Raw genomic sequence first — 26,602 nt, 5'->3', positions numbered from 1 at the left:
AAAGGAAATGCCGGGGGCGCGGATAAGCCACGCCCCGGCGGGGATCAGCCGTCAGGCGACGTTTTCCAAGGCAGTTTCCGGGGTGACCCCCAGCGCCGCGCAGACATCGCGGGTCAGTTCGGGGCGGTTCAGCGTGTAGAAATGCAGCTTGTCGACGCCCCCCGCCATCAGATCCTGACAGAGCCGGGTGCAGAGCTCGGTGGCGATCTGGTCCTGCCGCCCCTCGGCCTGCGGCGACTCGAAGAGGTCGATCACCCAGCCGGGGATCTTGGTGCCGGTGGCTTCGGCAAAGCGGCGCGCGCCTTTCCAGTTCTCGATCGGCAGGATGCCGGGCACCACGGGCTTGTCGATTCCGGCGGCAGCACAGGCATCGCGGAAGCGGAAAAAGCTGTCCGGTTCAAAGAAGAACTGCGTCAGCGCCTCGGAGGCGCCCGCCTCGAATTTGCGCTTGAGCCATGCCACATCCGCCTGCGCATCCGCCGCTTCGGGATGCTTGTCGGGATAGGCGCCGACGCGGATGGTGAAATCGCCAGCCTCGCGCAGCGCCGCGATCAGATCGAGCGAGGAGGCGAAGCCGTCAGGATGGGCGGTGAAGCCCGACGAGCCCTTGGGCGGATCGCCCCGCAATGCGACGATGTCCTGCACGCCCGCCTCCTGAAACTGCCGGGCGATGCCCAGCGTTTCCTCGCGCGTGGCGTCGACGCAGGTCAGATGCGCCGCAACCCGCAGGCCGGAGCGTTTGTGCAGCGCCGCCACCACATCGCGGGTCAGTTCGCGCGTGGTGCCGCCCGCGCCATAGGTGACCGACACGAAGCGCGGCTTCAGCGGGGCCAGCGCCTGTACGGTGTCCCACAGCCGGAAGGTGGCCTCGACATTGCGGGGCGGGAAGAATTCGAAAGAGATCTCGGGGCGGGTCATGACCGGGCTCCAGTTCAGATTTCGCGCCTTGTGACACAGCAGGCTTTGTGAGACAAACTCATAAATCTCATCAACAACATGAAGCGGACGCTAGGATGCATATCGAGTTCCGCCATCTGCGCACCATCAAGGCCATCCATGATGCGGGCGGGCTCGCGCGCGCGGCGGAAACGCTGAACATAACGCAATCGGCGCTGTCGCACCAGATCAAGGGGCTGGAGGATCAGGCCGGGGTGGAGCTGTTCGTGCGCCGCGCCAAGCCCATGCGCCTGTCGGCGGCGGGGCTGCGCCTGCTGCGGCTGGCCGAACAGGTGCTGCCGCAGGTCGAGGCGGCGCTGGCGGAATTCGACGGTCTGCGCAAGGGATCCTCGGGGCGGCTGCACATCGCCATCGAATGCCACGCCTGTTTCGAATGGCTGTTCCCGGTGCTGGAGGCTTTCCGCAAAAGCTGGCCCGACGTGGATGTGGACATCCGGCCCGGCCTTGCCTTCGACGCGCTGCCCGCGCTGGTCAAGGAGGATGTGGATGTGGTCATTTCCTCCGATCCGGAGGATCTGGACGGGGTCACCTTCACGCCGCTTTTTGACTACAGCCCGGTCTTCGTGGCCGCCGCAGCACATCCGCTGGCAGCCAGACCCTATATCGAGGCGCAGGATTTCCGCGGCGAGACGCTGATCACCTATCCGGTGGACCGCGCCCGGCTTGACGTGTTCTCGCAGCTTCTGACCCCCGCCAAGGTGGAACCGGCGGCGATCCGTCAGGTGGAACTGACCGCGGTGATCCTGCTGCTGGTCGCCTCGAACCGGGGCGTGGCCGTGCTGCCCGACTGGGTGGTGCGGGAGGTCAAATACAATTCCGATTACGTCACCCGGCCACTGACCGCGACCGGGCTCACCCGCGGGCTTTACGCCGCCAGCCGCAGCGGCGATCTGGACAAGCCGTTCATGCGCGATCTGATCCGGCTCGCCGGGCAGGAGGCCCGGCGGCTGCAGGCGCGCTGAGGCGGCAGTTGTTACAGCGGCCGGATGTCCGAGGCCATCATCCGTCCGTCGCGCCCTTCTTTCAGGTCATAGCTGACCTTCTGGTTGTCCGCGAGCCCGGTCAGCCCGGAGCGTTCCACGGCAGAGATATGCACGAATACGTCCTTGCCGCCCTCTTCCGGGGCGATAAAGCCGTAACCTTTGGTGGTGTTGAACCATTTCACGGTGCCGCTCGGCATCTGTCCCGTGCTCCTTCAAGTCTTTCCTGCGTCTCGCCCGCCGGAGCGGGCACCCTGTCACCTTCCTGTGCGGAGGGGCTGTGGGCCGGCGCCTTGGCCGTCCGGGTCCGATCCGTGGAAGATCACCCTGCCAGAGTTGCACGGCGCCTGTAAAAATCAAGCGAAACACTTCGCGCCTGCGGCATTCCGCCCTAAAACGGCGGAGGAAGATGCAAGGAGACTGCGGATGCAGCTTTACGGACTAAAAACCTGTGACACCTGCCGCAAGGCATTGAAGGCGTTGCCAACGGCGGAGTTCATCGACGTGCGCGCCCAAGGCGTGCCCGCGCCGGTGCTGGCGGCGGCCTTCGCGCGCTTTGGTCAGGCGCTGGTCAACACGCGCAGCACCACTTGGCGCGGTCTTTCAGAAGAGGCGCGCGCCCGCGATCCGCTGGCGCTGCTGGCGGATGAGCCGACGCTGATGAAACGCCCGCTGATCGTCGCCGGGGAGGAGATGTATCTGGGCTGGGACAAATCGGTGCAGGCGGCGCTGGGGGCATGACCGCGCCGGGACGGGTGGTGCTGGTCACCGGCGGCACGCGCGGCATCGGCCACGCCATCGCCGCCGAATTTGCCGCCGATCATGCGGTGGCGGTGACATGGCGCAGCACCCCGCCCGATTCCGGCGCCGCGCTGGCGATCAGGGCCGATCTGGCGGATCCCGACAGCGTGGCGCGCGTGGTGGCCGAGGTGCTGGCGCGCTTCGGCAGGCTCGACGTGATCGTGAACAATGCGGGCCAGATCAGCCCCAGCCCGGTCGAGAGCGCCGATGCCGAGGCGGGGCAGGGGCTGCTGGCGGTCAACCTGCTGGCGCCCGCAGCGCTGCTCGCCGCCGCGCTGCCGCATCTGGCGCCGGGCGCGGCCATCGTCAGCATCTCCTCGGTCAATGCGGTGCTGCCGCCCCGCGGGGCGGCGCTTTACGGGGCCAGCAAGGCCGCGCTCAACCTCTGGACCCGCGCCATGGCCAAGGAACTGGGGCCACGTGGCATCCGGGTCAATGCCGTGGCCCCCGGCGCCATCACCACGCCCGAAACCCCGCGCCCGGCGGATCTGCAGCAGGCCTTTCTGGCCGAGACCGCGCTGGGACGGCTGGGCAGGCCGCAGGACGTGGCCCGCGCCGTGCGCTTTCTCGCCTCCGACGCGGCCTCCTTCATCACCGGCGAAGTGCTGACCGTCTCCGGCGGCTACCGGCTCTGACCCCAGCAAAAAGGCCCCGGAACCGCTCCGGGGCCTTCTGCAGAAACAGGCGCGGCTCAGCGCAGGTCGGGGGGCGTGGCCTCTGCCGCCAGATCAGCCAGAACCGTCTCCAGCGCCACCACCCGCGTGTCCTTTTCGCCAAGGCGACGCAGGCTGACGGTGCGCTCCTCCACCTCGCGATGGCCGACGGCAAGGATCACCGGCACCTTGCCCACCGAATGCTCGCGGACCTTGTAGTTGATCTTTTCGTTGCGCGTGTCGGCCTCGGCCCGCAGCCCGGCCTTCTGCAGCGCCGCCACCACCTCGGCCACATAGCCATCGGCTTCGGAGGTGATGGAGGCCACCACCACCTGACGCGGCGCCAGCCACAGCGGCAGACGGCCCGCGTGGTTTTCTATCAGGATGCCGATGAAACGCTCGAACGAGCCCAGACAGGCGCGGTGCAGCATGAAGGGCGTGTGCTTGGCGCCATCCTCGCCGACATAGCTCGCGTCCAGCCGCTCGGGCAGGTTGGGGTCAAGCTGCAGCGTGCCGCACTGCCAGTCGCGCCCGATGGCATCGGTCAGCACGAATTCCAGCTTCGGCGCATAGAAGGCGCCCTCGCCGGGGAACAGCTCATACTCATACCCCGCCGCGGTGCAGGCATTGGCCAGCGCCGCCTCCATCCGGTCCCAGATCTCGTCCGAGCCCACGCGCTTTTCCGGCCGGGTCGACAGCTTCACCCGCCACCGCTCGAAGCCCAGATCGGCATAGATCTTGGCCAGAAACTCGATGAACTTGGTGGATTCCGCCTCGATCTGGTCGAGCGTGCAGAAGATATGCGCATCATCCTGCGTAAAGCCGCGCACCCGCATGATGCCATGCAGCGCACCCGAAGGTTCATAGCGCGCGCAGGATCCGAATTCCGCCATGCGCAGCGGCAGGTCGCGATAGGATTTCAGCCCGACATTGAAGATCTGCACGTGGCAGGGGCAGTTCATCGGCTTCAGCGCATTGATGACCTTGTCGCGGGCGCCATCCTCGTCAACCTCGACGATGAACATGTTCTCGCGGTAATTCTCCCAATGCCCCGAAGCTTCCCAGAGCTTGCGGTTCACCACCTGCGGCGTGTTCACCTCGACATAGCCGTCGCGGCGCTGCTGGCGGCGCATGTAATCCTGCAGCGTGGTGTAGATGGTCCAGCCGTTGGGATGCCAGAAAATCTGCCCCGGCGCCTCTTCCTGCATGTGGAACAGATCCATCTCGCGGCCAAGCTTGCGGTGGTCGCGCTTGGCGGCCTCCTCGAGGAAGGTCAGATGCGCCTTCAGATCCTCGCGGTTGCGGAAGGCGACGCCGGTGACGCGCTGCAGCATGGGGCGGCTGACATCGCCGAACCAGTAGGCGCCCGAGACGCCCATCAGCTTGAAGGCATCGGCGGGCAGCTGCCCGGTGGTCTGCAGATGCGGGCCCCGGCACAGATCCTGCCAGTCGCCATGCCAGTACATGCGGATCGGCGCGCCTTCGGGGATGCGGTCCAGCAGCTCCACCTTGAACGGCTCGCCCGCGTCGATGTAATGCTGGCGGGCGCGCTCGCGGTCCCAGATCTCGGTGCGGACCGGCTCGCGGGCGTTGATGATCTCTTTCATCTTCGCCTCGATGCGGCCCAGATCCTCGGGCGTGAACGGCTCGGCCCGGTCGAAATCGTAGAACCAGCCCTTTTCGGTCACCGGCCCGATGGTCACCTTGGTGTCGGGCCAGATCTCCTGCACGGCGCGCGCCATGACATGGGCAAAGTCATGGCGGATCAGTTCCAGCGCGGGCGCGTCATCGGCCATGGTGTGGATGGCAATGGAGGCATCGCTCTCCAGCGGCCAGGCCAGATCCCAGTGCGCGCCATCGACGCTGGCCGAGATCGCCTTTTTCGCAAGGCTCTTGGAGATCGAGGACGCCACCTCGGCAGCGGTCACGCCGCGCGGGAACTCGCGCTGGGATCCATCGGGAAATGTCAGGGAAATCTGGGCCATCGGCCAATTCTCCTCGTCGGTCTGGCGCCCACGGAACGCCCGGTTGCGGGTTGATATGTGTGCGCGCCTTGTCGCGCCGCCCCCGCTGCCTGTCAAGCCATGCGCCCTTCTTCTGACCCCAAATATCCCGGGGGAGGCGCCGCAGGCGCCGGGGGCAGCGCCCCCTGCCACCGCGCCGCCGGGCGCTGCCCCGCCGCGTCCGGGCGCAAACCCATGCCCGGAGCACGCTTGGGCTTGCCTCTGCCGACAGGCAGTCTACCAAGGAGGCATGACCGACCAAAGCTTCCAGCCCGCGCGGGGCATTTTCTGGATGATCGTCACCGGGCTCTGCTTCGTGGGGGTCACGGCGCTTGTCAAACTTCTGGCCGGGCGGGTGCCCGCGGCGGAATCCGCCTTCCTGCGCTATCTGCTGGGGCTGGTGTTTCTGGTGCCCATGTGGCGGTCGATCCGCGGCATGCGCCTCACTCCGCGGCAATGGCGGCTCTCGGCGCTGCGCGGCATCACCCATACCATCGGCGTGATCTGCTGGTTCTTCGCCATGTCGCGCATCCCCATGGCCGAAGTCACGGCGATGAACTACCTCACCCCGGTCTATGTCACGATCCTCGCCGTCTTCGTGCTGCAGGAACGGCTGGCGATCCGCCGCATCCTCGCCATCGTCGCGGCGCTTGGCGGCGCGCTGCTGATCCTGCGCCCGGGCTTCCGCGAGCTTGATCCCGGCCATTTCGCCATGCTGGCCACGGCGCTGCTGTTCTCGGTCTCCTATCTCATCGCCAAGATCATCACCGACGAGCTGTCGCCCGCGGCGGTGGTGGCGCTGCTGTCGGTCTCGGTCACCATCGGCCTTGCGCCATTCGCCGCCGCGGTCTGGGTCACGCCCACATGGTCCGATCTGGCGGTGCTCTTCGGTGTCGCCTGTTTCGCCACCGGCGGGCATTACGCCATGACGCTGGCCTTTGCCGCCGCCCCGGTGACGGTGACGCAGCCGGTCACCTTCCTGCAGCTGGTCTGGTCGGTGCTGGTGGGGGCGATTTTCTTTGCCGAACCCGCCGATCCCTTCGTGGTGGCGGGCGGGCTGGTCATCATCGGCTCGGTACTGTTCATCACATGGCGCGAGGCGGTGCTGAAACGCCGCGTCACGCCCTCGGGGCCCGAAACCAAGCTCTGACGCCACGAAACAGACCGTTTCCTTCTGCGAAATCGCCCCGCGCCCTGCGCATTTGTGCCTCATTCCGGCGGCAGCCTGACGTTCAGTCACCTGCACCGGAGAATGGACATGTTCGCAGAAAATCACCTGACCGAGTCGCTTGAAGAGGTCACCGCCTTCCTGCTGAGCGAGCGGCGCAAGACGCTGTCCGAGGCGGAATGGCGGTTCCGGATGCGCGGCTACGGCTACAGCCTGCGCCGCACCGACCGGGGCGTCGAGGTGGCGCGCCTGCCGCCGAAGACGGTTCTGGGCACGATTCAGGCCTGAGGCGCGGCGCTCCCGTTTTTGTTGATTGACCAGTCAATCAACTTGTCGCATCCTGCGCGCGAAGCCCCGGAGGATGCCATGCCCAGACCAGCACAGGAACCGATGCGCCGCGCGGCGCTGGTGGCGGCCACCGTGGCCGAGGTCGGCGCACGCGGCACGCTGGATGTGACCGTGGGCCAGATCGCGCGGCGGGCGGGCATGTCGCCCGCGCTGGCGCACCACTATTTCGGCGGCAAGGCGCAGATCTTTCTGGCCGCCATGCGCCAGATCCTTGCCGATTATTCCGCCGAGGTGCGCAGCGCCCTGCATCAGGCGCCACAGGGCGCCCGGCTGGAGGCGCTGATCGCCGCCAATTTCGCCGAAAGCTGCTTTCAGCCCGCCACCGTTTCGGCATGGCTCAATTTCTACGTTCTGGCGCAGCGCGACCCCGATGCGGCGCGGCTGCTGACCATCTACCAGCGCCGCCTGCAGTCCAACCTGACCCATGCCCTGCGCGGGCGCAGCCCCGATCCTGTCGGCCATGCCCGGATGATCGGCGCGCTGATCGACGGGGTCTATCTGCGCGCCGCGCTCGCCGGGCAGGGCGTCGGAGAGGCGGCGGCAGAGGTGCACCGCGCGGCCCATGCGCTTTTGACAAAGGACAGATCATGATCAACCCGCAACCGCAGGCCAGCCATTTTGTCGATGGCGCATGGCTGGAAGATGCCGCGGGCGCGGCGCTCGCCGTGATCCACCCCGCCACCGGCGCCGAGATCGCGCATCTGCACGAGGCGACGCCCGCCGTGATCGACGCGGCGCTGGCCGCCGCCACCCGCGCGCAGGCCGACTGGGCCCAGCGCAGCGGCGCCGAACGGGGCAGGGTGCTGCGCCGCGCCGCCGACCTGATCCGCGCCCGCAACCGCGCGCTGTCGGAACTGGAAACGCTCGACACCGGCAAGCCGCTGCAGGAAACGCTGGTGGCCGATGCCAGCTCCGCCGCCGATGCGCTGGAATATTTTGGCGGGCTCGCCGCCAACCTGACCGGGGAGCATATCCCGCTGGGCGCCAACTGGGCCTATACGATCCGCGAACCGCTCGGCGTCTGCGTCGGCATCGGCGCGTGGAACTACCCCACCCAGATCGCCTGCTGGAAAGCCGCACCGGCGCTGGCCTGCGGCAATGCCATGGTGTTCAAACCCTCCGAGGAAACCCCGCTCTGCGCGCTGCAGATCGCCGAGATCCTTGTGGAGGCGGGGGCCCCTGCCGGGCTTTTCAACGTGGTGCAGGGACGGGGCGCGGTCGGCGCGGCGCTGGTCAGCGATCCGCGCGTGGCCAAGGTCTCGCTCACCGGCTCGGTGCCCACCGGCGCGCGGGTCTATGCCGCCGCTGCTGCGGGCATGAAACATGTGACCATGGAACTGGGCGGCAAGTCGCCGCTGATCGTGTTCGAGGATGCCGATCTCGACGATGCGGTGGGGGGTGCCATCCTTGGCAATTTCTACTCCTCGGGGCAGGTCTGCTCCAACGGCACCCGCGTCTTCGTGCACCGCGCGCTGCGCGAGGCTTTCCTTGCGCGCCTCACCGAGCGGCTGGCGGGCGTGGTGATGGGCGATCCGCTGGACGAGGCCACGAATTTTGGCCCGCTGGTCAGCGCCGCACAGCGCGACAAGGTGATGGGCTTCATCACCCGTGCGCAGGCGGAAGGTGCGCGGCTGGTCTGCGGCGGCACCATCCCCGACCGCCCCGGCTTCTTTGTGGCGCCCACCGTCTTTGCCGATGTCACGGATGACATGGAAGTGGCCCGCGACGAGGTGTTCGGCCCGGTCATGTCCGTGCTCGATTTCGACAGCGAGGAGGAGGTGCTGGCCCGCGCCAATGCCACGGAATTCGGCCTTTCCGCCGGGGTCTTCACCCGCGATCTGACCCGCGCGCATCGCGTCATCGCGCGGCTGCAGGCGGGCACCTGCTTCATCAATTCCTATAACGACGCCCCGGTCGAGGTGCCCTTTGGCGGCACCAAGGCCTCGGGCGTGGGCCGCGAAAACGCCCGCGCCGCGATCGAGCATTATTCGCAGCTGAAATCCGTCTTCGTGCGCATGGGCCCGGTCGAGGCACCGTACTGACCGAACCCCCGCCCTTTCATCTTGCCAGATAAACTCCCGCCGGAGGCGTCCGACCCCGCCACCGGCGCATCCCCGTCACAGGAGACCGCCATGCAGGCCGATTACGTCATCGTGGGCGCCGGTTCCGCCGGCTGCGCGCTTGCCTTCCGGCTGGCCGAAGCCGGGCGCAGCGTCATCGTGCTGGAACATGGCGGCAGCGATGCCGGGCCCTTCATCCAGATGCCCGGCGCGCTGAGCTTTCCCATGAATATGCCGCGCTATGACTGGGGCTTCCGCTCTGAACCGGAGCCGCATCTGGGCGGGCGCCGTCTGGCCACCCCGCGCGGCAAGGTGGTGGGCGGCAGTTCCTCCATCAATGGCATGGTCTATGTGCGCGGCCATGCCCGCGACTATGACACATGGGCCGAGATGGGCGCGCAGGGCTGGAGCTATGCCGAGGTGCTGCCCTATTTCAAGCGGATGGAGCACTGGCACGATGGCGGCCATGGCGGCGACGCCGCGTGGCGCGGCGACAGCGGCCCGCTGCATGTCACCCGGGGCGGGCGGCAGAACCCGCTGACCCGCGCCTTTGTCGAGGCGGGCGGGCAGGCGGGTTATCCGCTGACCCCCGATTACAACGGCCCCCAGCAGGAAGGCTTCGGCCCCTATGACATGACGGTCTGGCGCGGGCGGCGCTGGTCGGCGGCCAATGCCTATCTGCGGCCCGCGCAGAAGCTGGGCGCGCGGCTGGTGCGCGGCTTTGCCCGGCGCGTGGTGATGACCGGGGGCCGCGCCACCGGGGTGGAAATCCTGCGCGGTGGCGCCATCGAGGTGGTGGAGGCGCGGCGCGAGGTGATCCTGTCGGCCTCCTCGATCAATTCGCCGAAGCTCCTGATGCTGTCGGGCATCGGCCCTGCCGCCCATCTGGCGCAGCATGGCATCACGCCGCTGGTGGACCGTCCCGGCGTCGGGCAGAATCTGCAGGACCATCTGGAGATCTATCTGCAGATGGCGGCCAAGCAGCCGGTAAGCCTCTATTCCTACTGGAATCTCTGGGGCAAGGCGCTGGTGGGGGCGCAGTGGCTCTTCACCCGCAAGGGGCTGGGCGCCTCGAACCAGTTCGAAAGCGCGGGCTTCATCCGGTCGCGCGCCGGGGTGGACTATCCCGACATCCAGTTCCATTTCCTGCCGATCGCCGTGCGCTATGACGGGCAGGCCGCCGCCGAAGGCCACGGCTTTCAGGCGCATGTGGGTCCGATGCGCTCCGCCTCGCGCGGGGCCATCAGCCTTGCCAGCGGCGATCCCGAAGCGGCCCCGCGCATCCTTTTCAACTACATGAGCGATCCGCAGGACTGGGAGGATTTCCGCACCTGCATCCGCCTCACGCGCGAGATCTTTGCCCAGCCCGCTTTCGCCCCCTTTGCCGGGGCCGAGATCCAGCCCGGCGCCGCGCTGCAGTCGGATGCAGAGCTGGACGGTTTCCTGCGCGAGCATGTGGAAAGCGCCTATCACCCCTGCGGCACCTGCCGCATGGGCGCGCCGGAGGATCCCATGGCGGTGGTCGATCCGGAGGCGCGGGTCATCGGCGTGGACGCGCTGCGGGTGGTCGACAGTTCGATCTTTCCGCGCATCACCAATGGCAATCTCAACGCGCCCTCGATCATGGTGGGCGAAAAGGTCGCCGATCACATCCTGTGCCGCAGCCTGCCCGCCGAAGACGTGCAGCCATGGATCCATCCCGAATGGCAGACGGCGCAGCGCTGAGCCTGCCGCGGAAATCTTAACGAAGGTTAACGAATCCGGTTGATCCCGCCCCGGCGGGCTGCAAGATGCGGCCATGATCCGCATTTGTTCCCTTCTTCTCGCGCTGCTGGCCACACCGCTGGCAGCGGATCCCCGTGGCCCGATCCATGTGATCGACGGCGACACCTTCGATATCGGCGGCACCCGCGTGCGCCTGCATGGCGTGGACGCGCCCGAACAGGCGCAGCTCTGCGGCGAGGGCACGGCGCAGGTCTGGTCCTGCGGCGCATGGGTCACCCAGGAAGTGCGCGCCCGCTATGAGGGCCGCGCCGCCCGCTGCACCGCGCTGGGGCAGGATGGCTATGGCCGCACGCTGGCCCGCTGCGACGTGGACGGCGCCGATCTGGGCCGGACCCTGGTCTCGGACGGGCTGGCCTTCGCCTTCCGCCGCTATTCCATGGATTATGATCTGGATGAAAAGCGCGCGGTCGTGGCCCTGCGCGGCCTGCATCGCGAAGAGATCGACCGCCCGTCGGACTATCGCGCCGGAATGCGGCAGGCGCAGGCCGTCGCCAACAGCGCCGGGGCGCCCGAGGACTGCGCGATCAAGGGCAACATCTCCCGCAAGGGCGAACGCATCTTCCACGCCCCCGGACAGGAGCATTACGGCGCGACCCAGATCAGCACCGCCAAGGGCGAACGCTGGTTCTGCACCGAAGCCGAGGCGCGGGCGGCAGGCTGGCGCAAGGCGCGCCGCTGATCCGGCTTGCGCCAGATCAAGGCGCGGCCTTGGCATCGCGGCGATACTGCCCGGGACAGATCCAAGGAGGATAGCCCATGTCGCATGTGCCGCATGACCTGCACGAAGACTTCCCCGGTCAGGCCGACCGCATTTCGGTGCTGAAACAGCAGGACCGGCATTTCGCCCAGCTGGTGGAGCGGTACCACGACATCAACCGCGAAGTGCACCGCGCCGAAACCCTCGTGGCCCCGATGGCAGATCACGCCGAAAGCGAACTGCGCCGCAGCCGCGCCCTGCTGAAGGACCAGATCCGCGCCGCTCTGCGCGGCTGAGCCGGATCAGTCCAGCAGGGGTTCGATCGCGCGCCGGATCGGGGCAGAGGTCGGGCGCGTGGTCGATCCCCAAGTCGCGACAAAGTCGCCCTCCGGCCCGATCAGCACCTTGTTGAAATTCCACGAGGGCGCAAATTCCGCCTCGTCCTGCAGCCACAGGTAAAACGGATGTGCGCCCGCGCCGGTCACCGGCGTGATCGTGGTCATCGGCAGGTCAAGGTCGAAGTTCAGCTCGCAGTATTCCTTGACCGCCGCCTCGCTGCCCAGCTCCTGCCGGAAATCATTCGACGGCACCGCCAGAACCACCAGCCCGCGGTCGCGGTAACGGTCATAGATCTCCTGCATCCCGTCATATTGTGGCGCGAAGCCGCAGCGCGAGGCGGTGTTGACCACCAGCACCGGCTGGCCGCGCCATTCGTCCAGCGCCAGCACCCCGCCATCGATGCTGTCAAACACGAAGCCCTGCTGCGGCTCGGCGGCAGCCAGAAGGGCGGGCAGGGCGGCAAGAAGTCCAAGACCAAGAAAAATCGCACGCATCACAGGGGCCTCCTTTTTCCGTGACCTAGGCTTGACGGCGCAAAGTCAAGCCCGAGGCGCGCAAAGCCTCTGGACCCGGCGCGCGGCGCCGCTATCTTGACAGGATCGGAGGTGACGCATGGCCGGAGGCTGGACGCGCGACGGCGCGGTAAATGACCAGATCGAGGATTCGATCCGCGACGAACTGGCGCGGCTCAAGGCGCGGCGCGCGCCGGTGGGCGAAAGCCGCAGCCATTGCGCCGAATGCGAAGACCCGATCCCCGAGGCGCGCCGCGCCGCCCTGCCGGGGGTCAAGCTCTGCCTCGACTGCCAGCAGGAGCGCGACCGCACACCCCAGACCCGCGCGGGCTTCAACCGCCGCGGCTCCAAGGACAGCCAGCTGAAGTAGCACACAAACCAACAGGGGCAGCCGCACCGCGCCCGCCCCTTCATCTTGCCGGATAAACTCCCGCCGGAGGCATCCCGCCCCCGGCCAGAAAGCCCGATGGCCGGGGATCAGTCCTCCATCGCCTCCAGCTCGTCGATGAAGCCTTCGATCATCGACAGGCCCTTGTCCCAGAATTTCGGATCCGTGGCATCCAGACCAAAGGGCGCCAGCAGCGCCTTGTGGTGCTTCGACCCGCCCGCCTTCAGCATGTCGAAATACTTGTCCTGAAAGCCCTCCGGCGCCTCCTGATAGGCGGCGTAAAGCGCGTTCACCAGCCCGTCGCCAAAGGCATAGGCATAGACATAGAAGGGTGAGTGCACAAAATGCGGCACATAGGCCCAGAAGGTCTCGTAGCCCTCCATGAAGTCGAAGGCACCGCCAAGGCTTTCCGCCTGCACCGACATCCACAGCGCGTTGATGTCCTCGGGGGTCAGCTCGCCGCCGCGCCGCGCCTCGTGCAGCTTGCATTCGAAATCGTAAAAGGCGATCTGGCGCACGACCGTGTTGATCATGTCCTCGACCTTGCCCGCCAGCAGCACCTTGCGTTCGGCCTGATCCTTGGCCCGGTCCAGCAGCGCGCGGAAGGTCAGCATCTCGCCAAAGACCGACGCGGTCTCGGCCAGTGTCAGCGGGGTGGAGGCCAGCATCTCGCCCTGTCCCGCCGCCAGCACCTGATGCACGCCATGACCCAGCTCATGGGCCAGCGTCATCACGTCGCGCGGCTTGCCGAGATAGTTCAGCAGCACATAGGGATGCACCTCGGTGACGGTGGGATGGGCAAAGGCCCCGGGCGCCTTGCCGGGCTTGGCGGCGGCATCGATCCAGCCCTTGCGGAAAAACGGCTCGGCGATCTCGGCCATGCGCGGATCGAACCCGGCATAGGCCTCCATCACCATGCGCTCGGCCTCGTCCCAGCCCACGATGCGGGTGCTTTCCATGGGCAGCGGCGCGTTGCGGTCCCAGACCTGCATCCGGTCCAGCCCCAGCCATTTGCGCTTCAGCTCGTAATAGCGGTGCGACAGCCGCGGATAGGCGGCCACCACCGCATCGCGCAGCGCCTGCACCACCTCGGGCTCCACGTCATTGGCCAGATGCCGGGCGGATTGCGCGGTGGGCATCTTGCGCCAGCGGTCCATCACCTCCTTCTCCTTGGCCTGCGTGTTGTGCACGCGGGCAAAGGTGCGGATGTTGCGGCCAAAGACCCGGGCCAGTTCCCGCGCCGCCGCCTCGCGCTTGCTGCGGTCCTGTTCGGTCAGCAGGTTCAGGGTGGATTCCAGCCCCATCTCCTCGCCGTCGATCTCGAAGCTCAGCCCGGAGATGGTCTCGTCAAAAAGCCGCTCCCACGCATCGCCGACCACGCCCATGTCATGCAGGAAATGCTCCATCTCGTCGGAAAGCTGATGCGGCTTCATGGCGCGGATGCGGTCGAAGGCAGGCTTGTAGCGGCCAAGCTCGGGATCGGCGGCAAAGAGCCCGTCCAGAAACGCATCCTCCAGCCGGTTCAGCTCCAGCGTGAAGAACACCAGCGGCGTGGTGAAGCGCGTGAGCTTTTCCTGACAGTCGGACAGGAACTTCGCCCGCTCCGCATCCAGCGTCAGCTGGTAATAGCGCAGGCCCGCATAGGACATCAGCCGCCCGCCCACGGCCTCGATACGCTCGTGGCGGCGGATCATCTCCAGAAAGCCCGCCGCGTCCAGATCGCCCAGCTTGCCCTCGTAATCCTCGGCAAACCGCGCGCAGGCCTCCTCCAGCCAGTCCAGATCGCGCTTCAGCTCGGGCGCGTCGGGGGCGGGGTAAAGGTCGGTCAGATCCCATTCGGGCAGATCGCCCAGATCCCGGCCACCAGCGGCGGCGGTTGCGTCGAAAAGCCGATCGGGCGTCATCATGTCTCTCCTTGACTGTCTGGCCCCACAGGTAAGGGCCGCATCCCCCGGTGTTCAAGGCCAAAGCGCCGCGCGCCCCGGCTGCGGCTTCTTCTTGGCACAAATATCCCGGGGGAGCCCCCGCAGGGGGCGGGGGCAGAGCCCCCTCCTGTTTCTCTTAGCCCGCCCGTGGCAGGCAGCAGGCAGCGCGCTTTTCTATCTCCCGCCCCCCTCAGCCATAGCGCGCCAGCAGCGCCCGCAGCCCCTCCAGCGTGTCGACCTCGGAGGCGGGCTTGTCGCGGCGCCAGCGGGCCATGCGGGGAAAGCGCAGCGCGATGCCGGATTTGTGGCGGGGGCTGGCCTGAATCCCCTCGAAGGCGATCTCGAAGACCAGATCGGGCGTGACCTGCCGCACCGGGCCGAACCGCGCCTGCGTGTGGCGGCGCACCCATGTGGTGATCTCGGCAAATTCGGCATCGGTCAGCCCGGAATAGGCCTTGGTGAAGGGCACCAGCGCCTCGCCATCGCGCACGGCAAAGGTGAAATCGGTGAACAGGTTGGCCCGCCGCCCGTGGCCCTGCTGGGCATAGATCATCACCGCATCGACGCTGAGCGGATCCAGCTTCCATTTCCACCAGTCGCCGCGCCGCCGCCCGTCGCGATAGGGCGAGGCAAGCCGTTTCAGCATCAGCCCCTCGGCGCGCCGCTCCCGCGCCTCGGACCGCAGCCGCGCCAGCGCCGCCCAGTCCGGGGCGGTGACGGCGGGCGACAGGTCGACCCCCGCCTCATCGGGCAGCCCGTCGAGCAGCGCCGCCAGCCGCGCCCGCCGATGGGACAAGGGGGCGGCGCGCAGATCCTCTCCGCCGTCTTCCAGCAGATCATAGGCCACGAGCCGCACCGGCGCCTCGGCCAGCAGCTTTTTCGGCACGGTCTTGCGCCCCAGACGCGCCTGCAGCGCGGCAAAGGGCTGGGGCGCGCCGTTGCCCCAGACGAGGATCTCGCCATCGATCACCGTGCCCTGCGGTAGGAAATCCGCCGCCCGCGCCAGTTCGGGAAAGCTGTCGGTGATCAGATCCTCGCCGCGTGACCACAGATGATGGGTGCCGCCGCGCAGCAGCAGCTGGCCGCGGATGCCGTCCCATTTCCATTCCGCCAGCCAGTCGGACAGATCGCCCAGCGACTCGGGCGGATCCTCCAGCGGCGAGGCAAGGCAGAACGGGTAGGGGCGGCTGGCATCGCTGTCCGCATCCTCCTCGGCGGTCAGCGCGGCCCAAGTGGTGGCTTCGGGATCCCATGTGCCCATCAGCCGCAGCGCCAGCGCCGCCTCGTCGCGCCCCGTCGCCTGTGCCAGCGCGCGGGTCATCAGCTTGCGGCTGACGCCGATGCGAAAGCCGCCGGTGATGAGCTTGTTGAACAGGAACCGCTCCGTGGTGCCCTGCCGCGCCCAAGCCGCCAGCACCCCGGCGCGGCGCTGCTCGGGGGCGGCGCGGGCGATGGTGCGCAGCTCGAGGATCCATTGCGTCAGCGACTGCTCCTGCGGATTCGGGGCGGGGGGCAGCACAAGGCTGATGGTTTCGGCCAGATCGCCCACGATGGGATAGGCTTCCTCAAAAAGCCAGAGCGGGATGCCTGCCTCCTCGGCGGCCCAGAGCCGCAGGTCGGTGGTGGTCACCGCGCGCTTGGGCCTGCGGCCCGAAAACAGCGCCACGGCCCAGAGCCGGTCGGTTTCGGGTGCCTCGCGGAAGAACTGCGCCAGCGCCTCGGTCTTGACGCTGGTCTTGGTGGTCTGGTCGAGCCGGGTGAAAAGCTGCGCAAATTCCTTCATGCGCCCGCCTCCGCTTCCGCCTCGTCATCGCCGCCGAATTCGGTGGGAACCGGGGTGGCATCATAACCTTCGGCCTTCAGGTGGCGCGCGAAGATTTCGGTGTAACCATGCGTCGGAAATATCTTTTCCGCCCCCGTCTCTGCCACGGAGCGCAAAAGCGCGTCCCAGTCGGCATGATCCGAGATGACAAAGCCGCGCTCCGCGCCGCGCCTGCGCCGGATGCCACGCAGCCGCATCCAGCCCGAGGCAAAGGCCTCCGATCCCGGGCCCAGACGGCGGGCCCATGCGCTGCCAAGCGCGGCGGGTGGCGCCACGACCATGGCACCCCGGGCGCGGGCGCGGTCAAATTCCGGCGTGATCTGTTCGGTCGCGGGGGCAAAGGCGCCGAGCCCGCGCAGCACCGCATTGGTGCCCTCGACCGCGCCATGGGTCAGCACCGGCCCGATGGACGGGTCCAGCATGGCGATCAGCCGCTGTGCCTTGCCCAGACTGTAGGCGCCAAGGATCGACACCCGGTCCGCTGCGGCGTTCGCCGCCCACCAGCGGTTCAGTTCGGCTGCGACCTGCGCCTGCGGATCCCAGCGGAAGACCGGCAGGCCAAAGGTGCATTCGGTGACAAAGCCGTGGCAGCGCACCGGTTCGAAGGGCTCCGACACGCCATCGGCTTCCAGCTTGTAATCGCCGGACACCACCCAGACCTGTCCCGCCACCTCCAGCCGGACCTGCGCCGAGCCGGGCACATGGCCTGCGGGATGAAAGCTGACCGTGGCCGCGCCCATGCGCAGCGGCGTGCCATAGGGCAGCGCCTGCACCGGCACGTCGCCCAGCCGGTGCCGCACCAGCGCTGCGGTCAGCGGCGTGCACAGATACGATCCCATGCCGGGGCGGGCATGGTCGGAATGGGCATGGGTGATGATGGCCCGGGGCACCGGGCGCCACGGATCGACATAGGCATCGGCGGCAGGGCAATACATGCCGCGTTCGGTGAAGCGTAGCACAGGATCCGTCATGCGCCTGTTCTAGCACGCGGGCGGGGCCGGGAAAGATCAGGCGCGGCGCATGTCCTCGGCGCCTGCGGCGGCGGCGGTGAACACCTGCGCCAGCTGCGCCACGATGCGGCCCCGGGTCACCGCATCCTCCATCAGCACTTCGTGTTCGCCGCCCTGCACCAGTTCCAGCCGTCCGCGCGGCCAGCGCGCCATACGGGCGCGGATGCGGGGCACGTCGACGATGCGTTCATTTGATCCCATGAAGGTCAGACAGGGCAGATCCGGCGAGGGCAGGCGCGACAGGGCAAGGCATTCCGCCAGCGCCTCGTGCAGCCAGCGCAGCGAGGGCCCGCCAAGCTGCAGCTCCGGGATCGCCTCGACCTGACGGCGCATGTAGTCCCAGCCGCCGCGGTCGGTGGTCAGAAGGTTGCCCGCAAACGCCGCCTGCGCGACATAGCTGCCCGGCCCGGTGGAGGGGGCATAGGCATGGCCCAGCCCCATGCGCGCCCCCGACCAGCTGAGCGCCCATGCCGCCTGCCGCACCGGCCCGGTAAAGCGGATGCCCCACATCGGCCCGGTGAAGCCAGCGGCGGCCACCGGGGCACCGTTCATCAGCGCGCGCAGCCCGATGCAGCCGCCCATGGAATGCCCCAGCAGGAAGAACGGTCGCGGCAGGTCCAGCGCCTCTGCCGCCTTCACCAGCGCCGCCACGTCTTTCTGGTAATCGGCAAAAAGATGCACATGCCCGGTGCGCGGATCGTCCAGCATCCGGTCGGCCAGCCCCTGTCCGCGCCAGTCGATGGTCAGGGTGTGAAAGCCGTGGCGGGCAAATTCCGCCGCCACCCGGCCATATTTTTCGACATATTCGGTGCGGCCCGGAAACAGCAGCACGGTGCCTGTGGCCTCGACCGGGCCGGGATACTGGGCAATGCGCAGCCGCAGGTTGTCCTCGGCCTTGATCCAGAAGGCGCAAGCCCCTTCGGGGCCTTCCGCAAGCTCCGCATGGAAAGGGGCCGCGAGCAGCATCAGGACAGCACGCCCGCCAGACGCATGGCCGCACCCATGTCGCCATCGATGCTGAGCCTGCCGCCCATGAAGGCGGCGGTGGGGTTCAGATCCCCCTCCAGAATGGCGCGGAAGGTTTCGGCATCCGCCGACAGCGTCACGTCTGCGGGGGCATCCTCCTGCCGCGCGCCGTTCTGGTCGACAAGGATGCTGCCCTCGTCCTCGATGACGAACTTGGCCACGCCATCGAATCCCGCGCCGTCCAGCTTGGTGTTCAGCGCGGCCACGGCCGCCTGCAATGTTGCGCTCATTCCGGGGTCTCCTCACGAAATCCTGTGCTGGCTTTCCAGCAGGGCTGGGTTACACTTCCCTGTATGAGCAGGACACACGCCAAATACAAATCTATCATCGCGGCCACCGCCGCGCTGGTCATGTATTCCATACCCGGCGCAGCGCTGGCCGACCGCGCCGCCGACCTGCTGGCGGACCTGCGCGCGGCCCCCGATGCCGCGCAGGCGGAGCGGCTGGAAAAAGAGCTGCGGCTGGAATGGTCCAAATCCGGATCCGCCGCCATGGACCTGCTGCTGAAGCGGGGCCGCGACGCGCTGGAGGTGCAGGATACCGCAGCCGCCATCGAACATCTGACCGCCCTCACCGACCACGCGCCCGGCTTTGCCGAGGGCTGGGCGGAACTGGCGCTGGCCTATTACAGCGCCGAGATGCTGGGCCCGTCCATGGACGCGCTGGAACACACGCTGGCGCTGAACCCCGATCATTTTGGCGCGCTGCAGGGCGTCGCCGCCATCTACGAACAGCTGGGTGATACAGGCCTTGCCTATCGGGCCTACTCGCAGGTATTGGACCTGAGGCCTCATGACGAGACCGTCACCGAGGCAATGCAGCGGCTCGAAACCGAGGTGCGGGGCACGGCGCTCTGATCCTTCGGGATCCGGGCCGGAGAACAAGGCGGCTTCATGGCCCAACGCGCACGGATCGCGGCCGTTCTTGGCCCGACCAATACAGGCAAGACCCATTACGCCATCGACCGGATGCTGGGTCACAGGACCGGCATGATCGGGCTGCCGCTGCGGCTGCTTGCCCGCGAGGTGTATGACAAGGTGGTCAAGGCCCGGGGGCCTTCGGTGGCGGCGCTGGTCACCGGCGAAGAGCGCATCGTGCCGCCGCGCGCGCAATACTGGATTTGCACGGTTGAGGCGATGCCCGAGGGCATGGGCTGCGATTTTGTCGCCATCGACGAGATCCAGCTTTGCGCCGATCCCGAGCGTGGCCACGTTTTCACCGACCGGCTGCTGCGGATGCGCGGCCTGCACGAGACGCTGTTTCTGGGCGCCGACACCATGCGCGGGCCGATTTCGGCACTGGTGCCGGGGGTGGAATTCCTGCGCCGCGAGCGGATGAGCCAGCTCAGCTATCTGGGATCGAAAAAAATCAGCCGGATGCCGCCGCGCAGCGCCATCGTCGGGTTTTCGGTGGACAATGTCTATGCCATCGCCGAACTGATCCGCCGCACCAAGGGCGGCGCCGCCGTGGTCATGGGCGCGCTCAGCCCGCGCACCCGCAACGCGCAGGTGGAGCTTTATCAGAATGGCGAGGTCGATTATCTGGTCGCCACCGATGCCATCGGCATGGGGCTCAACCTCGACATCGACCATGTGGCGTTTTCCTCGCTGACCAAGTTCGATGGCCGCCGGATGCGCGAATTGATGCCGAACGAACTGGCGCAGATCGCGGGCCGGGCCGGGCGGGGGATGCGCGACGGCACCTTCGGCACCACCGGCGAGGCGGGGCAGATCCCCGACGACTGGGTGGAGGCGATCACCGCCCATAGTTTCACTCCGCTCCGCAAGCTCAACTGGCGCAACGCAAAACTGTCCTTTGGCACCCCGGAAAAACTGATCGAGTCGCTGGAGATGTCGCCCGAGGATCCGACGCTGGTGAAAGCGCGCGAGGCCGATGACCTGATGGCGCTGAAATCGCTGACGGCGCAGGCCGAGGTGCGCGCCCGCGCCTCCAGCCCGCAGGCGGTGCAGCTGCTTTGGGATGTCTGCCGCATTCCCGATTTTCGCGGCATAAGTCATGGCGAACATTCTGGGCTGTTGTCGGTTATCTACGGGCATCTGCACGAACGCGGCAGCATCCCTCGGGAGTTTATCGCGCAGCAGGTGCAGCGCATCGACAGAACCGATGGGGACATTGATGCGTTGTCGAAACGGCTGGCCTATATCCGCACCTGGACCTATGTGGCGCAGCGGCGGAACTGGGTCGACGATGAAAGCCATTGGCGCGAGGCGACCCGCGCGGTAGAAGATTCCCTGTCTGACGCGCTCCACGCGCGTTTGACGCAAAGATTTGTAGACCGGCGCACCTCTGTGCTGCTGCGCCGGTTGAAGCAGAAGGAGACCCTCTTGGCCGAGGTGAACGACAACGGAGAAGTGACCGTCGAAGGCGAATTCGTCGGTCGGCTTGAGGGCTTCCGCTTCCGGCAGGATGCCGGCGCGACGGGGCAGGAGGCAAAGACGCTGAAAACCGCGTCGCTGCAGGCTTTGGCGCCGCATTTCCACCTGCGGGCGGACCGGTTCTATAACGCCCCCGACACCGAGATCGACTTCACCGAGCAGGGGGGCCTCATGTGGGGCGCTCAGGCGGTGGGCAAGCTGGTCAAGGGTGATGACCCGCTGAAGCCGCGAATCTCGGTCTTTGTCGACGAAGAGGCCGGGCATGATGTGGCGCAGAAGGTGGAACGCCGCCTGCAGCATTTCATCGACCGCAAGATCGCGGCCCTGTTCGAGCCGCTGCTGGCCATCCAGCGCGACGAGGCTCTGGCCGGTCTGGCGCGCGGCTTTGCCTTCCGGCTGGTCGAGACGATGGGGATCATTCCCCGTTCGCAGGTCGCCGAGGACGTCAAGCAGCTGGATCAGGACAGCCGGGGCGCGCTGCGCAAGCACGGTGTCCGGTTCGGCCAGTATACCATCTTCATGCCGCTGCTGCTGAAGCCCGCGCCGACCCGGCTGCGGCTGGTGCTGTGGTCGCTGGCCAACGGGCTGGATCATTTCCCCGAGGCGCCGCCGCCGGGGCTGGTGACCGTGCCCAATATCCGCGACGTGCCGATGCAGCATTACACGCTGGCAGGCTACCGTCCGGCGGGCGAGCGCGCGATCCGCATCGACATGCTGGAACGTCTGGCCGACATGCTGCGCGGCGAGGACAGCCGGGGCGGGTTCGAAGCCAAGCCCGACATGCTGTCGATCACCGGCATGACGCTGGACCAGTTCGCCGATCTGATGCAGGGCATGGGCTACCGCGCCGAAAAGGGCGAGCGGAGCAAGGTCCGTGCCGCCGACCGCGTGGTGACCGAAACCAGCGAGCCCGAGGCGGAACCCGCCGAGGAGCAGCCGGTCTTTGATGCCGCGCGCGAGTTGGAAGCCACGCCCGCCGCCATGGCCGATCCCGCCGACATGCCCGCCGCCGCCGATGCGGTGCCCGAAGCCATCGAGCTGGAGGACGAGGGTGTCGCGCCCGTGGCGGAGGACGCTCAGGGCGAAGAGGTCAGCGATCACATCGCCGAGACCCCCGAAGAGGAAATCCTGCCCGGCACCGCCCCCGACGAGGCGCTGGCCGGTCCGGAGATGGAAGCCTTCTACACCTTCACCTGGGGCGGCACCCGGGGTGCGCGCGGCGGACGTCAGGGCCAAGGTCAGGGTGCCCGCGAGCCGCGCGACGGCGGTCAGGCCCGCGAACCCCGCGAAGGCGGATCGCGGCGCGCGCCGCGCGACCGTGACGCAGGTGCAGGTGCAGGCGCCGAGGGTGCAGGCGGCGGCGAGCGCCGGGGCAAGGGTGGCCCGAAAGGCGGCGGCAAGCCCGGTCAGGGCGGTCGCGGCAAGGGTGGCCCCAAGGGCGGCGGCAAGGGTCCGCGTCCCGACAGCGGCCCCAAGACCTTTGAATCGCGGCCCGAGAAGAAGGACCGCATCGATCCCGACAACCCCTTCGCCGCCGCGCTGATGGGGTTCAAGAGCAAGTCCTGAGTGGCCGCTGACCCCGACAGCCCGCCGCTGAAGCTGCGGATCGACAAATGGCTGTGGCAGGCCCGCTTCTTCAAGACGCGGAGCCTTGCCGCCAAGGCCGTGTCGGGCGGGCTGCGGGTCAATGGCACCAGCGTCTCCAAGCCCGCCTTCGCGGTGGGGCCGGGGGATGTGCTGACCTTCACTCAGGCGCGCGCGGTGCGGGTGATCCGCATCGCGGCGCTTGGCGACAGGCGCGGTCCCGCCCCCGAGGCGCAGGCGCTTTACGAGGATCTGGCCCCGCCACAGGCTGATCCGCCACAGGCACAGGCTCCCCGCTATGATGGCGGGGGCCGCCCCACAAAACGTGACCGGCGCATGCTGGACCGCAGCCGGGATGTGCTTGAATGATCCCGGCCGCTGGTCTAGGGAATCACCGATCTCCTGCCCAAGCGGAATGCCAAGCCCATGACCTATGTCGTCACCGACAATTGCATCGCCTGCAAATACACAGACTGCGTGGAAGTCTGCCCCGTGGACTGTTTCTACGAGGGCGAGAACATGCTGGTGATCCATCCCGACGAGTGCATTGACTGCGGCGTCTGCGAACCCGAATGCCCCGCCGATGCGATCCGGCCCGACACCGAGCCGGACATGGAAAAATGGGTGGAGTTCAACCGCAAGTATTCCGAGATGTGGCCGGTGCTGGTCACCAAGAAGGACCAGCTGCCCGAGGCCGAGGAGCGCGACGGCGAAGCCGGCAAGCTGGAGAAGTATTTCTCCGAAGCGCCGGGCGAGGGCGGCTGATCAGCGATTCGCCGCGGCCTGCGCGCCGCAGGTAAAAAAATCTCTCCAAGCCCTTGGAACAAAAGGCATGTTTGCCCAAACGGCAGAGTCCTAGGAAGGGCGTGCTTTTTGTGCTATGTTCAGGGGCACTCATGTTGAAACCAAGCACAGGCACGCACGGGTCAATTCCCGGAGCATGAGCAAGAGGACGCTGATCTTCAGGCGAACGGGATGCTTTGCATATCCGTCCGTCTTTTCTGTCGCCCGCGTGCAGGGTTTGGCTGCTAAGGACGCTGTTGGATGACCAAGACCAAGAAGAACGAATTCCGCCCGAATGACTATGTGGTCTACCCCGCGCATGGCGTGGGTCAGATCATGTCCATCGAAGAGCAGGAAATCGCCGGCATCACGCTGGAACTGTTCGTGATCTCCTTCGAGAAGGACAAGATGACGCTGCGTGTGCCCACGCACAAGGCGAGCGAGATCGGCATGCGGTCGCTGTCGACGCCAGATGTGGTCAATCAGGCCATGAAGACGCTCAAGGGCAAGGCCAAGGTCAAGCGGGCCATGTGGTCGCGCCGCGCGCAGGAATATGAGCAAAAGATCAATTCCGGCGACCTGATCGCCATCGCCGAAGTGGTGCGCGACCTGCACCGCGCCGATGACCAGCGCGAGCAGTCCTATTCCGAGCGTCAGCTTTACGAAGCCGCGCTGGAACGGCTGACCCGCGAAGTGGCCGCCGTTTCCGGTGGCGACGAAGTGGCCGCCGCCCGGCAGGTCGACGAGGTGCTGGGCCTGCGCGCCGCCTGATCCCCCGCCTGACGGCAAGTTCAAAAACGGCCGCACCTCCGGGTGCGGCCGTTTTTCGTGTTTTCCTGCGCGCCTGCGCCCGTGCCTGACCGCCCGGGCTTTTCCCCGCTGCAGCGCCGCTGCATGGATCTCGGCGGCGCGGCTCCGGCAAGGCATGGCAGCGCCGGTCCCTAGCCGAGGATCTTGGAGCCCGCCCGCCTGCGCCCCCGCAGGCCCGGCCAAATACCGCCTCGCGCCGCGCAATGGTGACACTGTTTCCGGCGCCACCGTCGGGCTCTTGTCTTCTGAGGATACGCCCATGCCCGACAATGGCGTCAGACCCATCGACCTTACCAGCCTCGCCGGCGCCGAGGACTTGCTGGCGCATGACGGCGGCACGCTGGAAATGCTCCCCGTACTCGCCCTCAGCACCGGGCTCGCCGCCTCCGGCGCCGTGGCCAACCGGCTGGCCGAACTGGACCGGGCCCCTTTTTAGCCAGCCTTCTGCGCCCAAGCGGGGGGCGCTGGCGCCGGAGGCGATCTGCCAGCCCGAGCTCAGCCCCGAGGATACCGGCAGCCATCCCGATCCGCAGACCAGTTCCACGGTCGCCAATGCCGGGCACTGCAGCGCCTTCGGCACCGCGGCCGGGGACTGGACTTAGGTGGACGTGGGCGACCGATGACAGCACCGCCTTTGCCGGAGCCGCGCAGGGTGCTCTGGCCGTAGCCCGCTGACATCCTCGGGTTCAGCGCCGATCTGGTCGGTCCCGAAGGCCCGGGCAGAGTGACATCTATTCTTGCAGTGACGGCAGTGGCGCTCGGAAGATGCCAGAATGGTAATAATGCCAGAGGGTTGTGCGGCGCGCGGGCTGGAGGGCGTGTTTTGCAGTCGCAGCCGAAACCGCCTTACGAAGGCCGGCGGGGCACATTATTTGCGGCGTCCCGCAGCCGGAGGGATAAAACCCGATATAGCTTTGTGAAACCTACCTAAAACGCCTGTTTTAATGCACTTTACGGCGCAATTTCGGCCTCGTGGGCGCATTCGGAAGTGGGCCGGGGATCACCCACTTATGCGCCTCTGTCCCACATGGCGGATAGGCAAATAAAACAGGCCCATGAGCTGCCACGCGCCTGTTGCGAAGGCCTGCTCGAGTGGCCCCCAATTTTACGCCGGAAGGCCTGCGCTGTCTTGGCTGCGTGGTTGTCCGCGCTGGTGATCAAGGAGAGGGCACGCGCGCGGCACTTCACGCCATTCGGCCCCAATGTCGGCGAGGCAGAGCTTGCGGCCACTCGCAGCGTCCCGGCAGACCCCGCCAGATCGCACTGGTCATGTGGCGAACCGCTTCTCCAGATCCAGCCGCATCGTAGCCATGCCGTGGCGACGGGACAGCTCCTCGTAGCCTGCCGATACATAGGCATTGAAGGCGGGCGCGTTGTCGAGATCCACCTTCAAGGTCAGGATCAGCGCGTCGAGATCCCGCGCCGCCTGCTCCACCCGCTCCGTCAGTTCCGCGGCAGCCCCGCCGCGCGCCTCTTCGGCGAGATAGACATAGGTGAGGTGCCGCACTTCCGGCCCAATACCCTCCCGCAGGGCGAAGAACCCGACGTCCCGTCCGGTAGCATCCTGCAGGTAGAAGGAGACATCCTCACTGTCTCCAAGCCACTTGCGATGCCATTCCACCTCATCGAAGGGCACTTTTGCATTGGGATTGAGCAAGGGTATTTCCGCGTCCGTCAGCATTTCTGCCAAGGGCGCCAGATCGCGGTCGCGATTGCGACGCAGAGTGAGTGCCATGGATCCTTCCTTCGGCTGGGCCCGGGGCCAGCGCGCCGGGTGCTTCATGAAAGCCGCGCGTCTGACACAGACGGCCCGCCCTAGTCAACCGGCGGGAGCATCAAGGCCATCGCGCCCAGATCAGGGCTACGGGCTGCCTGCCACGGCGCAAACCAGTCTTTCGCTGCGCCCTGGACGAGCGACAGCGGCGCGGACAGAGCGCCATTTCGCTGCGGTTGTGACGCCTTCCGCTCGGTGGGCTTTGACGCGATCACCGGGCTGGCCCGGGGCGGCGACGAGGCCGCCGCCGCCATCTCCCGGCTGGGTGATGCCATCTATGATGCCGCGATGAAGGCGCTCCTGCTGGGCGAAGGCCCGCTGGCGGGGCTGCTGGGCGGCGGCGAGGGCGGGCTCTTGGGGATGCTCTTCAGCGCCATCGCGCCGGGCAGTCCAGCGGCCCCGGCAGGGGCTGGTGCGGGCGCGATCCCGGCCAATGCCGATGGCGGGATGCAATACTTTCCCGGCGGCAGCCGGGCCGACAAGGGGCTGAGCTGGCTCAGCTCCGGCGAGTTTGTGGTCAATGCCAATGCCACCGCGCGGCATCGGGCGCTGCTGGAGGCGATCAATGCGGGCGGCATGCCGCCGCTGGCGGCGTTTGCCCAGGGCGGGGCTGTTGGACCTGTGGGGGCGGCGATGCTGCCGCAGATGCCGCAGATTACCTTCATCGACCAGTCCGGGCGGGGCGTTGACGTGAAGACCGAAGAGCGCCTCGAGGGCGGGCGGCGCCAGATGCGCTTCGTGCTGTCGGATGCGGTGGCCGATGCCATGACCACGCCCGGGG

Annotated in this window: 27 protein-coding genes and 1 pseudogene; 18 read left to right on the top strand and 10 right to left on the bottom strand. The window is 67.4% G+C overall.

Annotated features, from left to right (window positions below):
• Nucleotides 1–51: 51 nt before the first annotated feature.
• Nucleotides 52–918 carry a methylenetetrahydrofolate reductase [NAD(P)H] gene (gene metF, locus VK682_RS20045; protein ID WP_230797439.1) on the bottom strand — a complete coding sequence of 289 codons (867 nt, stop codon included), beginning with the start codon at nucleotides 916–918 and terminating at the stop codon, nucleotides 52–54.
• Between the two features lie 95 nt (nucleotides 919–1,013).
• Here metF and VK682_RS20040 point away from each other — a divergent pair, with 95 nt between their 5' ends.
• Nucleotides 1,014–1,919, top strand: a complete 906-nt coding sequence (locus tag VK682_RS20040) for a LysR family transcriptional regulator (protein WP_230797438.1) — start codon at nucleotides 1,014–1,016, stop codon at nucleotides 1,917–1,919.
• A gap of 11 nt (nucleotides 1,920–1,930) precedes the next feature.
• Here VK682_RS20040 and VK682_RS20035 read toward each other — a convergent pair whose 3' ends face one another.
• Nucleotides 1,931–2,137: a cold-shock protein gene (locus VK682_RS20035; protein WP_089844295.1), complete on the bottom strand. Its 207-nt coding sequence runs from the start codon at nucleotides 2,135–2,137 to the stop codon at nucleotides 1,931–1,933.
• Between the two features lie 226 nt (nucleotides 2,138–2,363).
• Here VK682_RS20035 and VK682_RS20030 point away from each other — a divergent pair, with 226 nt between their 5' ends.
• Together VK682_RS20030 and VK682_RS20025 are read left to right on the top strand one after the other, a co-directional pair.
• Nucleotides 2,364–2,678, top strand: coding sequence for an arsenate reductase family protein (locus tag VK682_RS20030; protein WP_230797437.1), 315 nt, complete (start codon nucleotides 2,364–2,366; stop codon nucleotides 2,676–2,678).
• On the top strand, nucleotides 2,675–3,373 hold the full coding sequence (locus VK682_RS20025; RefSeq protein WP_230797436.1) for an SDR family NAD(P)-dependent oxidoreductase: 699 nt from the start codon (nucleotides 2,675–2,677) through the stop codon (nucleotides 3,371–3,373). Before VK682_RS20030 ends, VK682_RS20025 begins: the two co-directional genes overlap by 4 nt.
• 56 nt (nucleotides 3,374–3,429) lie before the next feature.
• On the opposite strand, the gene thrS is transcribed toward VK682_RS20025, so the two are convergent.
• Nucleotides 3,430–5,376 carry a threonine--tRNA ligase gene (thrS, locus tag VK682_RS20020; protein ID WP_230797435.1) on the bottom strand — a complete coding sequence of 649 codons (1,947 nt, stop codon included), beginning with the start codon at nucleotides 5,374–5,376 and terminating at the stop codon, nucleotides 3,430–3,432.
• Between the two features lie 268 nt (nucleotides 5,377–5,644).
• Between thrS and VK682_RS20015 the strand changes: the two genes are divergently transcribed.
• The 7 genes from VK682_RS20015 (at nucleotide 5,645) to VK682_RS19985 (ending at nucleotide 11,748) form a co-directional block, all read left to right on the top strand.
• Nucleotides 5,645–6,544, top strand: a complete 900-nt coding sequence (locus tag VK682_RS20015) for a DMT family transporter (RefSeq protein WP_324782451.1) — start codon at nucleotides 5,645–5,647, stop codon at nucleotides 6,542–6,544.
• A gap of 108 nt (nucleotides 6,545–6,652) precedes the next feature.
• Nucleotides 6,653–6,850 (top strand): hypothetical protein, encoded by a 198-nt coding sequence (locus VK682_RS20010; protein ID WP_230797433.1) that lies wholly within the window; start codon nucleotides 6,653–6,655, stop codon nucleotides 6,848–6,850.
• A 78-nt stretch (nucleotides 6,851–6,928) separates the two neighbouring features.
• Nucleotides 6,929–7,501 carry a transcriptional regulator BetI gene (gene betI / locus VK682_RS20005; protein ID WP_089844287.1) on the top strand — a complete coding sequence of 191 codons (573 nt, stop codon included), beginning with the start codon at nucleotides 6,929–6,931 and terminating at the stop codon, nucleotides 7,499–7,501.
• On the top strand, nucleotides 7,498–8,952 hold the full coding sequence (gene betB, locus VK682_RS20000) for a betaine-aldehyde dehydrogenase (RefSeq protein WP_230797432.1): 1,455 nt from the start codon (nucleotides 7,498–7,500) through the stop codon (nucleotides 8,950–8,952). Before betI ends, betB begins: the two co-directional genes overlap by 4 nt.
• A gap of 90 nt (nucleotides 8,953–9,042) precedes the next feature.
• Entirely contained in the window at nucleotides 9,043–10,695 is a 1,653-nt protein-coding gene (gene betA, locus VK682_RS19995) for a choline dehydrogenase (RefSeq protein ID WP_324782450.1), read from the top strand.
• A 73-nt stretch (nucleotides 10,696–10,768) separates the two neighbouring features.
• A complete protein-coding gene (locus VK682_RS19990; RefSeq protein WP_230797430.1) occupies nucleotides 10,769–11,434 on the top strand; it encodes a thermonuclease family protein in 666 nt (221 codons plus the stop codon).
• 77 nt (nucleotides 11,435–11,511) lie between these two features.
• Complete coding sequence (locus tag VK682_RS19985) at nucleotides 11,512–11,748, top strand: HP1242/YdcH family protein (protein ID WP_089844280.1); 237 nt, start codon at nucleotides 11,512–11,514, stop codon at nucleotides 11,746–11,748.
• Between the two features lie 6 nt (nucleotides 11,749–11,754).
• Here the strand turns inward: VK682_RS19985 and VK682_RS19980 are convergent, their stop codons facing one another.
• On the bottom strand, nucleotides 11,755–12,285 hold the full coding sequence (locus tag VK682_RS19980; protein ID WP_324782449.1) for a glutathione peroxidase: 531 nt from the start codon (nucleotides 12,283–12,285) through the stop codon (nucleotides 11,755–11,757).
• A gap of 118 nt (nucleotides 12,286–12,403) precedes the next feature.
• Here VK682_RS19980 and VK682_RS19975 point away from each other — a divergent pair, with 118 nt between their 5' ends.
• A complete protein-coding gene (locus VK682_RS19975; RefSeq protein WP_089844276.1) occupies nucleotides 12,404–12,673 on the top strand; it encodes a DksA/TraR family C4-type zinc finger protein in 270 nt (89 codons plus the stop codon).
• A gap of 107 nt (nucleotides 12,674–12,780) precedes the next feature.
• Here the strand turns inward: VK682_RS19975 and VK682_RS19970 are convergent, their stop codons facing one another.
• From VK682_RS19970 to VK682_RS19950, 5 genes are all read right to left on the bottom strand, one after another.
• Nucleotides 12,781–14,598 carry a M3 family oligoendopeptidase gene (locus tag VK682_RS19970; RefSeq protein ID WP_375342674.1) on the bottom strand — a complete coding sequence of 606 codons (1,818 nt, stop codon included), beginning with the start codon at nucleotides 14,596–14,598 and terminating at the stop codon, nucleotides 12,781–12,783.
• 208 nt (nucleotides 14,599–14,806) lie between these two features.
• Nucleotides 14,807–16,399, bottom strand: a complete 1,593-nt coding sequence (locus tag VK682_RS19965) for an ATP-dependent DNA ligase (RefSeq protein WP_230797428.1) — start codon at nucleotides 16,397–16,399, stop codon at nucleotides 14,807–14,809.
• Entirely contained in the window at nucleotides 16,396–17,409 is a 1,014-nt protein-coding gene (locus tag VK682_RS19960; RefSeq protein ID WP_230797427.1) for a ligase-associated DNA damage response exonuclease, read from the bottom strand. The genes VK682_RS19965 and VK682_RS19960 overlap by 4 nt, the downstream gene beginning before the upstream one ends.
• 36 nt (nucleotides 17,410–17,445) lie before the next feature.
• Nucleotides 17,446–18,414, bottom strand: a complete 969-nt coding sequence (locus VK682_RS19955; protein ID WP_089844271.1) for an alpha/beta fold hydrolase — start codon at nucleotides 18,412–18,414, stop codon at nucleotides 17,446–17,448.
• Nucleotides 18,414–18,704 carry an SCP2 sterol-binding domain-containing protein gene (locus tag VK682_RS19950; RefSeq protein WP_089844269.1) on the bottom strand — a complete coding sequence of 97 codons (291 nt, stop codon included), beginning with the start codon at nucleotides 18,702–18,704 and terminating at the stop codon, nucleotides 18,414–18,416. The genes VK682_RS19955 and VK682_RS19950 overlap by 1 nt, the downstream gene beginning before the upstream one ends.
• Before the next feature lie 63 nt (nucleotides 18,705–18,767).
• On the opposite strand from VK682_RS19950, the gene VK682_RS19945 reads away from it, so the two are divergent.
• The 6 genes from VK682_RS19945 to VK682_RS19920 all read left to right on the top strand — a co-directional run bounded on the left by VK682_RS19945 (nucleotide 18,768) and on the right by VK682_RS19920 (nucleotide 24,483).
• Nucleotides 18,768–19,331: a hypothetical protein gene (locus VK682_RS19945; RefSeq protein WP_230797426.1), complete on the top strand. Its 564-nt coding sequence runs from the start codon at nucleotides 18,768–18,770 to the stop codon at nucleotides 19,329–19,331.
• Nucleotides 19,332–19,367: 36 nt separating this feature from the next.
• Nucleotides 19,368–22,436: a helicase-related protein gene (locus VK682_RS19940; protein ID WP_324782448.1), complete on the top strand. Its 3,069-nt coding sequence runs from the start codon at nucleotides 19,368–19,370 to the stop codon at nucleotides 22,434–22,436.
• Nucleotides 22,437–22,823 carry an Hsp15 family ribosome-associated heat shock protein gene (locus VK682_RS19935; RefSeq protein WP_230797424.1) on the top strand — a complete coding sequence of 129 codons (387 nt, stop codon included), beginning with the start codon at nucleotides 22,437–22,439 and terminating at the stop codon, nucleotides 22,821–22,823.
• Between the two features lie 57 nt (nucleotides 22,824–22,880).
• Nucleotides 22,881–23,219, top strand: coding sequence for a ferredoxin FdxA (gene fdxA / locus VK682_RS19930; RefSeq protein ID WP_089844265.1), 339 nt, complete (start codon nucleotides 22,881–22,883; stop codon nucleotides 23,217–23,219).
• A gap of 279 nt (nucleotides 23,220–23,498) precedes the next feature.
• Nucleotides 23,499–24,008 carry a CarD family transcriptional regulator gene (locus VK682_RS19925; protein WP_089844262.1) on the top strand — a complete coding sequence of 170 codons (510 nt, stop codon included), beginning with the start codon at nucleotides 23,499–23,501 and terminating at the stop codon, nucleotides 24,006–24,008.
• A gap of 298 nt (nucleotides 24,009–24,306) precedes the next feature.
• Nucleotides 24,307–24,483, top strand: coding sequence for a hypothetical protein (locus VK682_RS19920; protein WP_230797423.1), 177 nt, complete (start codon nucleotides 24,307–24,309; stop codon nucleotides 24,481–24,483).
• 831 nt (nucleotides 24,484–25,314) lie between these two features.
• On the opposite strand, the gene VK682_RS19915 is transcribed toward VK682_RS19920, so the two are convergent.
• Entirely contained in the window at nucleotides 25,315–25,782 is a 468-nt protein-coding gene (locus VK682_RS19915; protein ID WP_230797422.1) for a GNAT family N-acetyltransferase, read from the bottom strand.
• Nucleotides 25,783–26,016: 234 nt separating this feature from the next.
• On the opposite strand from VK682_RS19915, the pseudogene VK682_RS19910 reads away from it, so the two are divergent.
• Nucleotides 26,017–26,602: pseudogene (locus VK682_RS19910) on the top strand (hypothetical protein); the annotation flags it as partial.

The sequence above is a fragment of the Salipiger marinus genome (assembly GCF_035481585.1).
GTDB lineage: Bacteria > Pseudomonadota > Alphaproteobacteria > Rhodobacterales > Rhodobacteraceae > Salipiger > Salipiger marinus.
The sequence above is the reverse complement of the archived record's forward strand: the minus strand, read 5'-3'. Positions and strand labels throughout refer to the sequence as shown.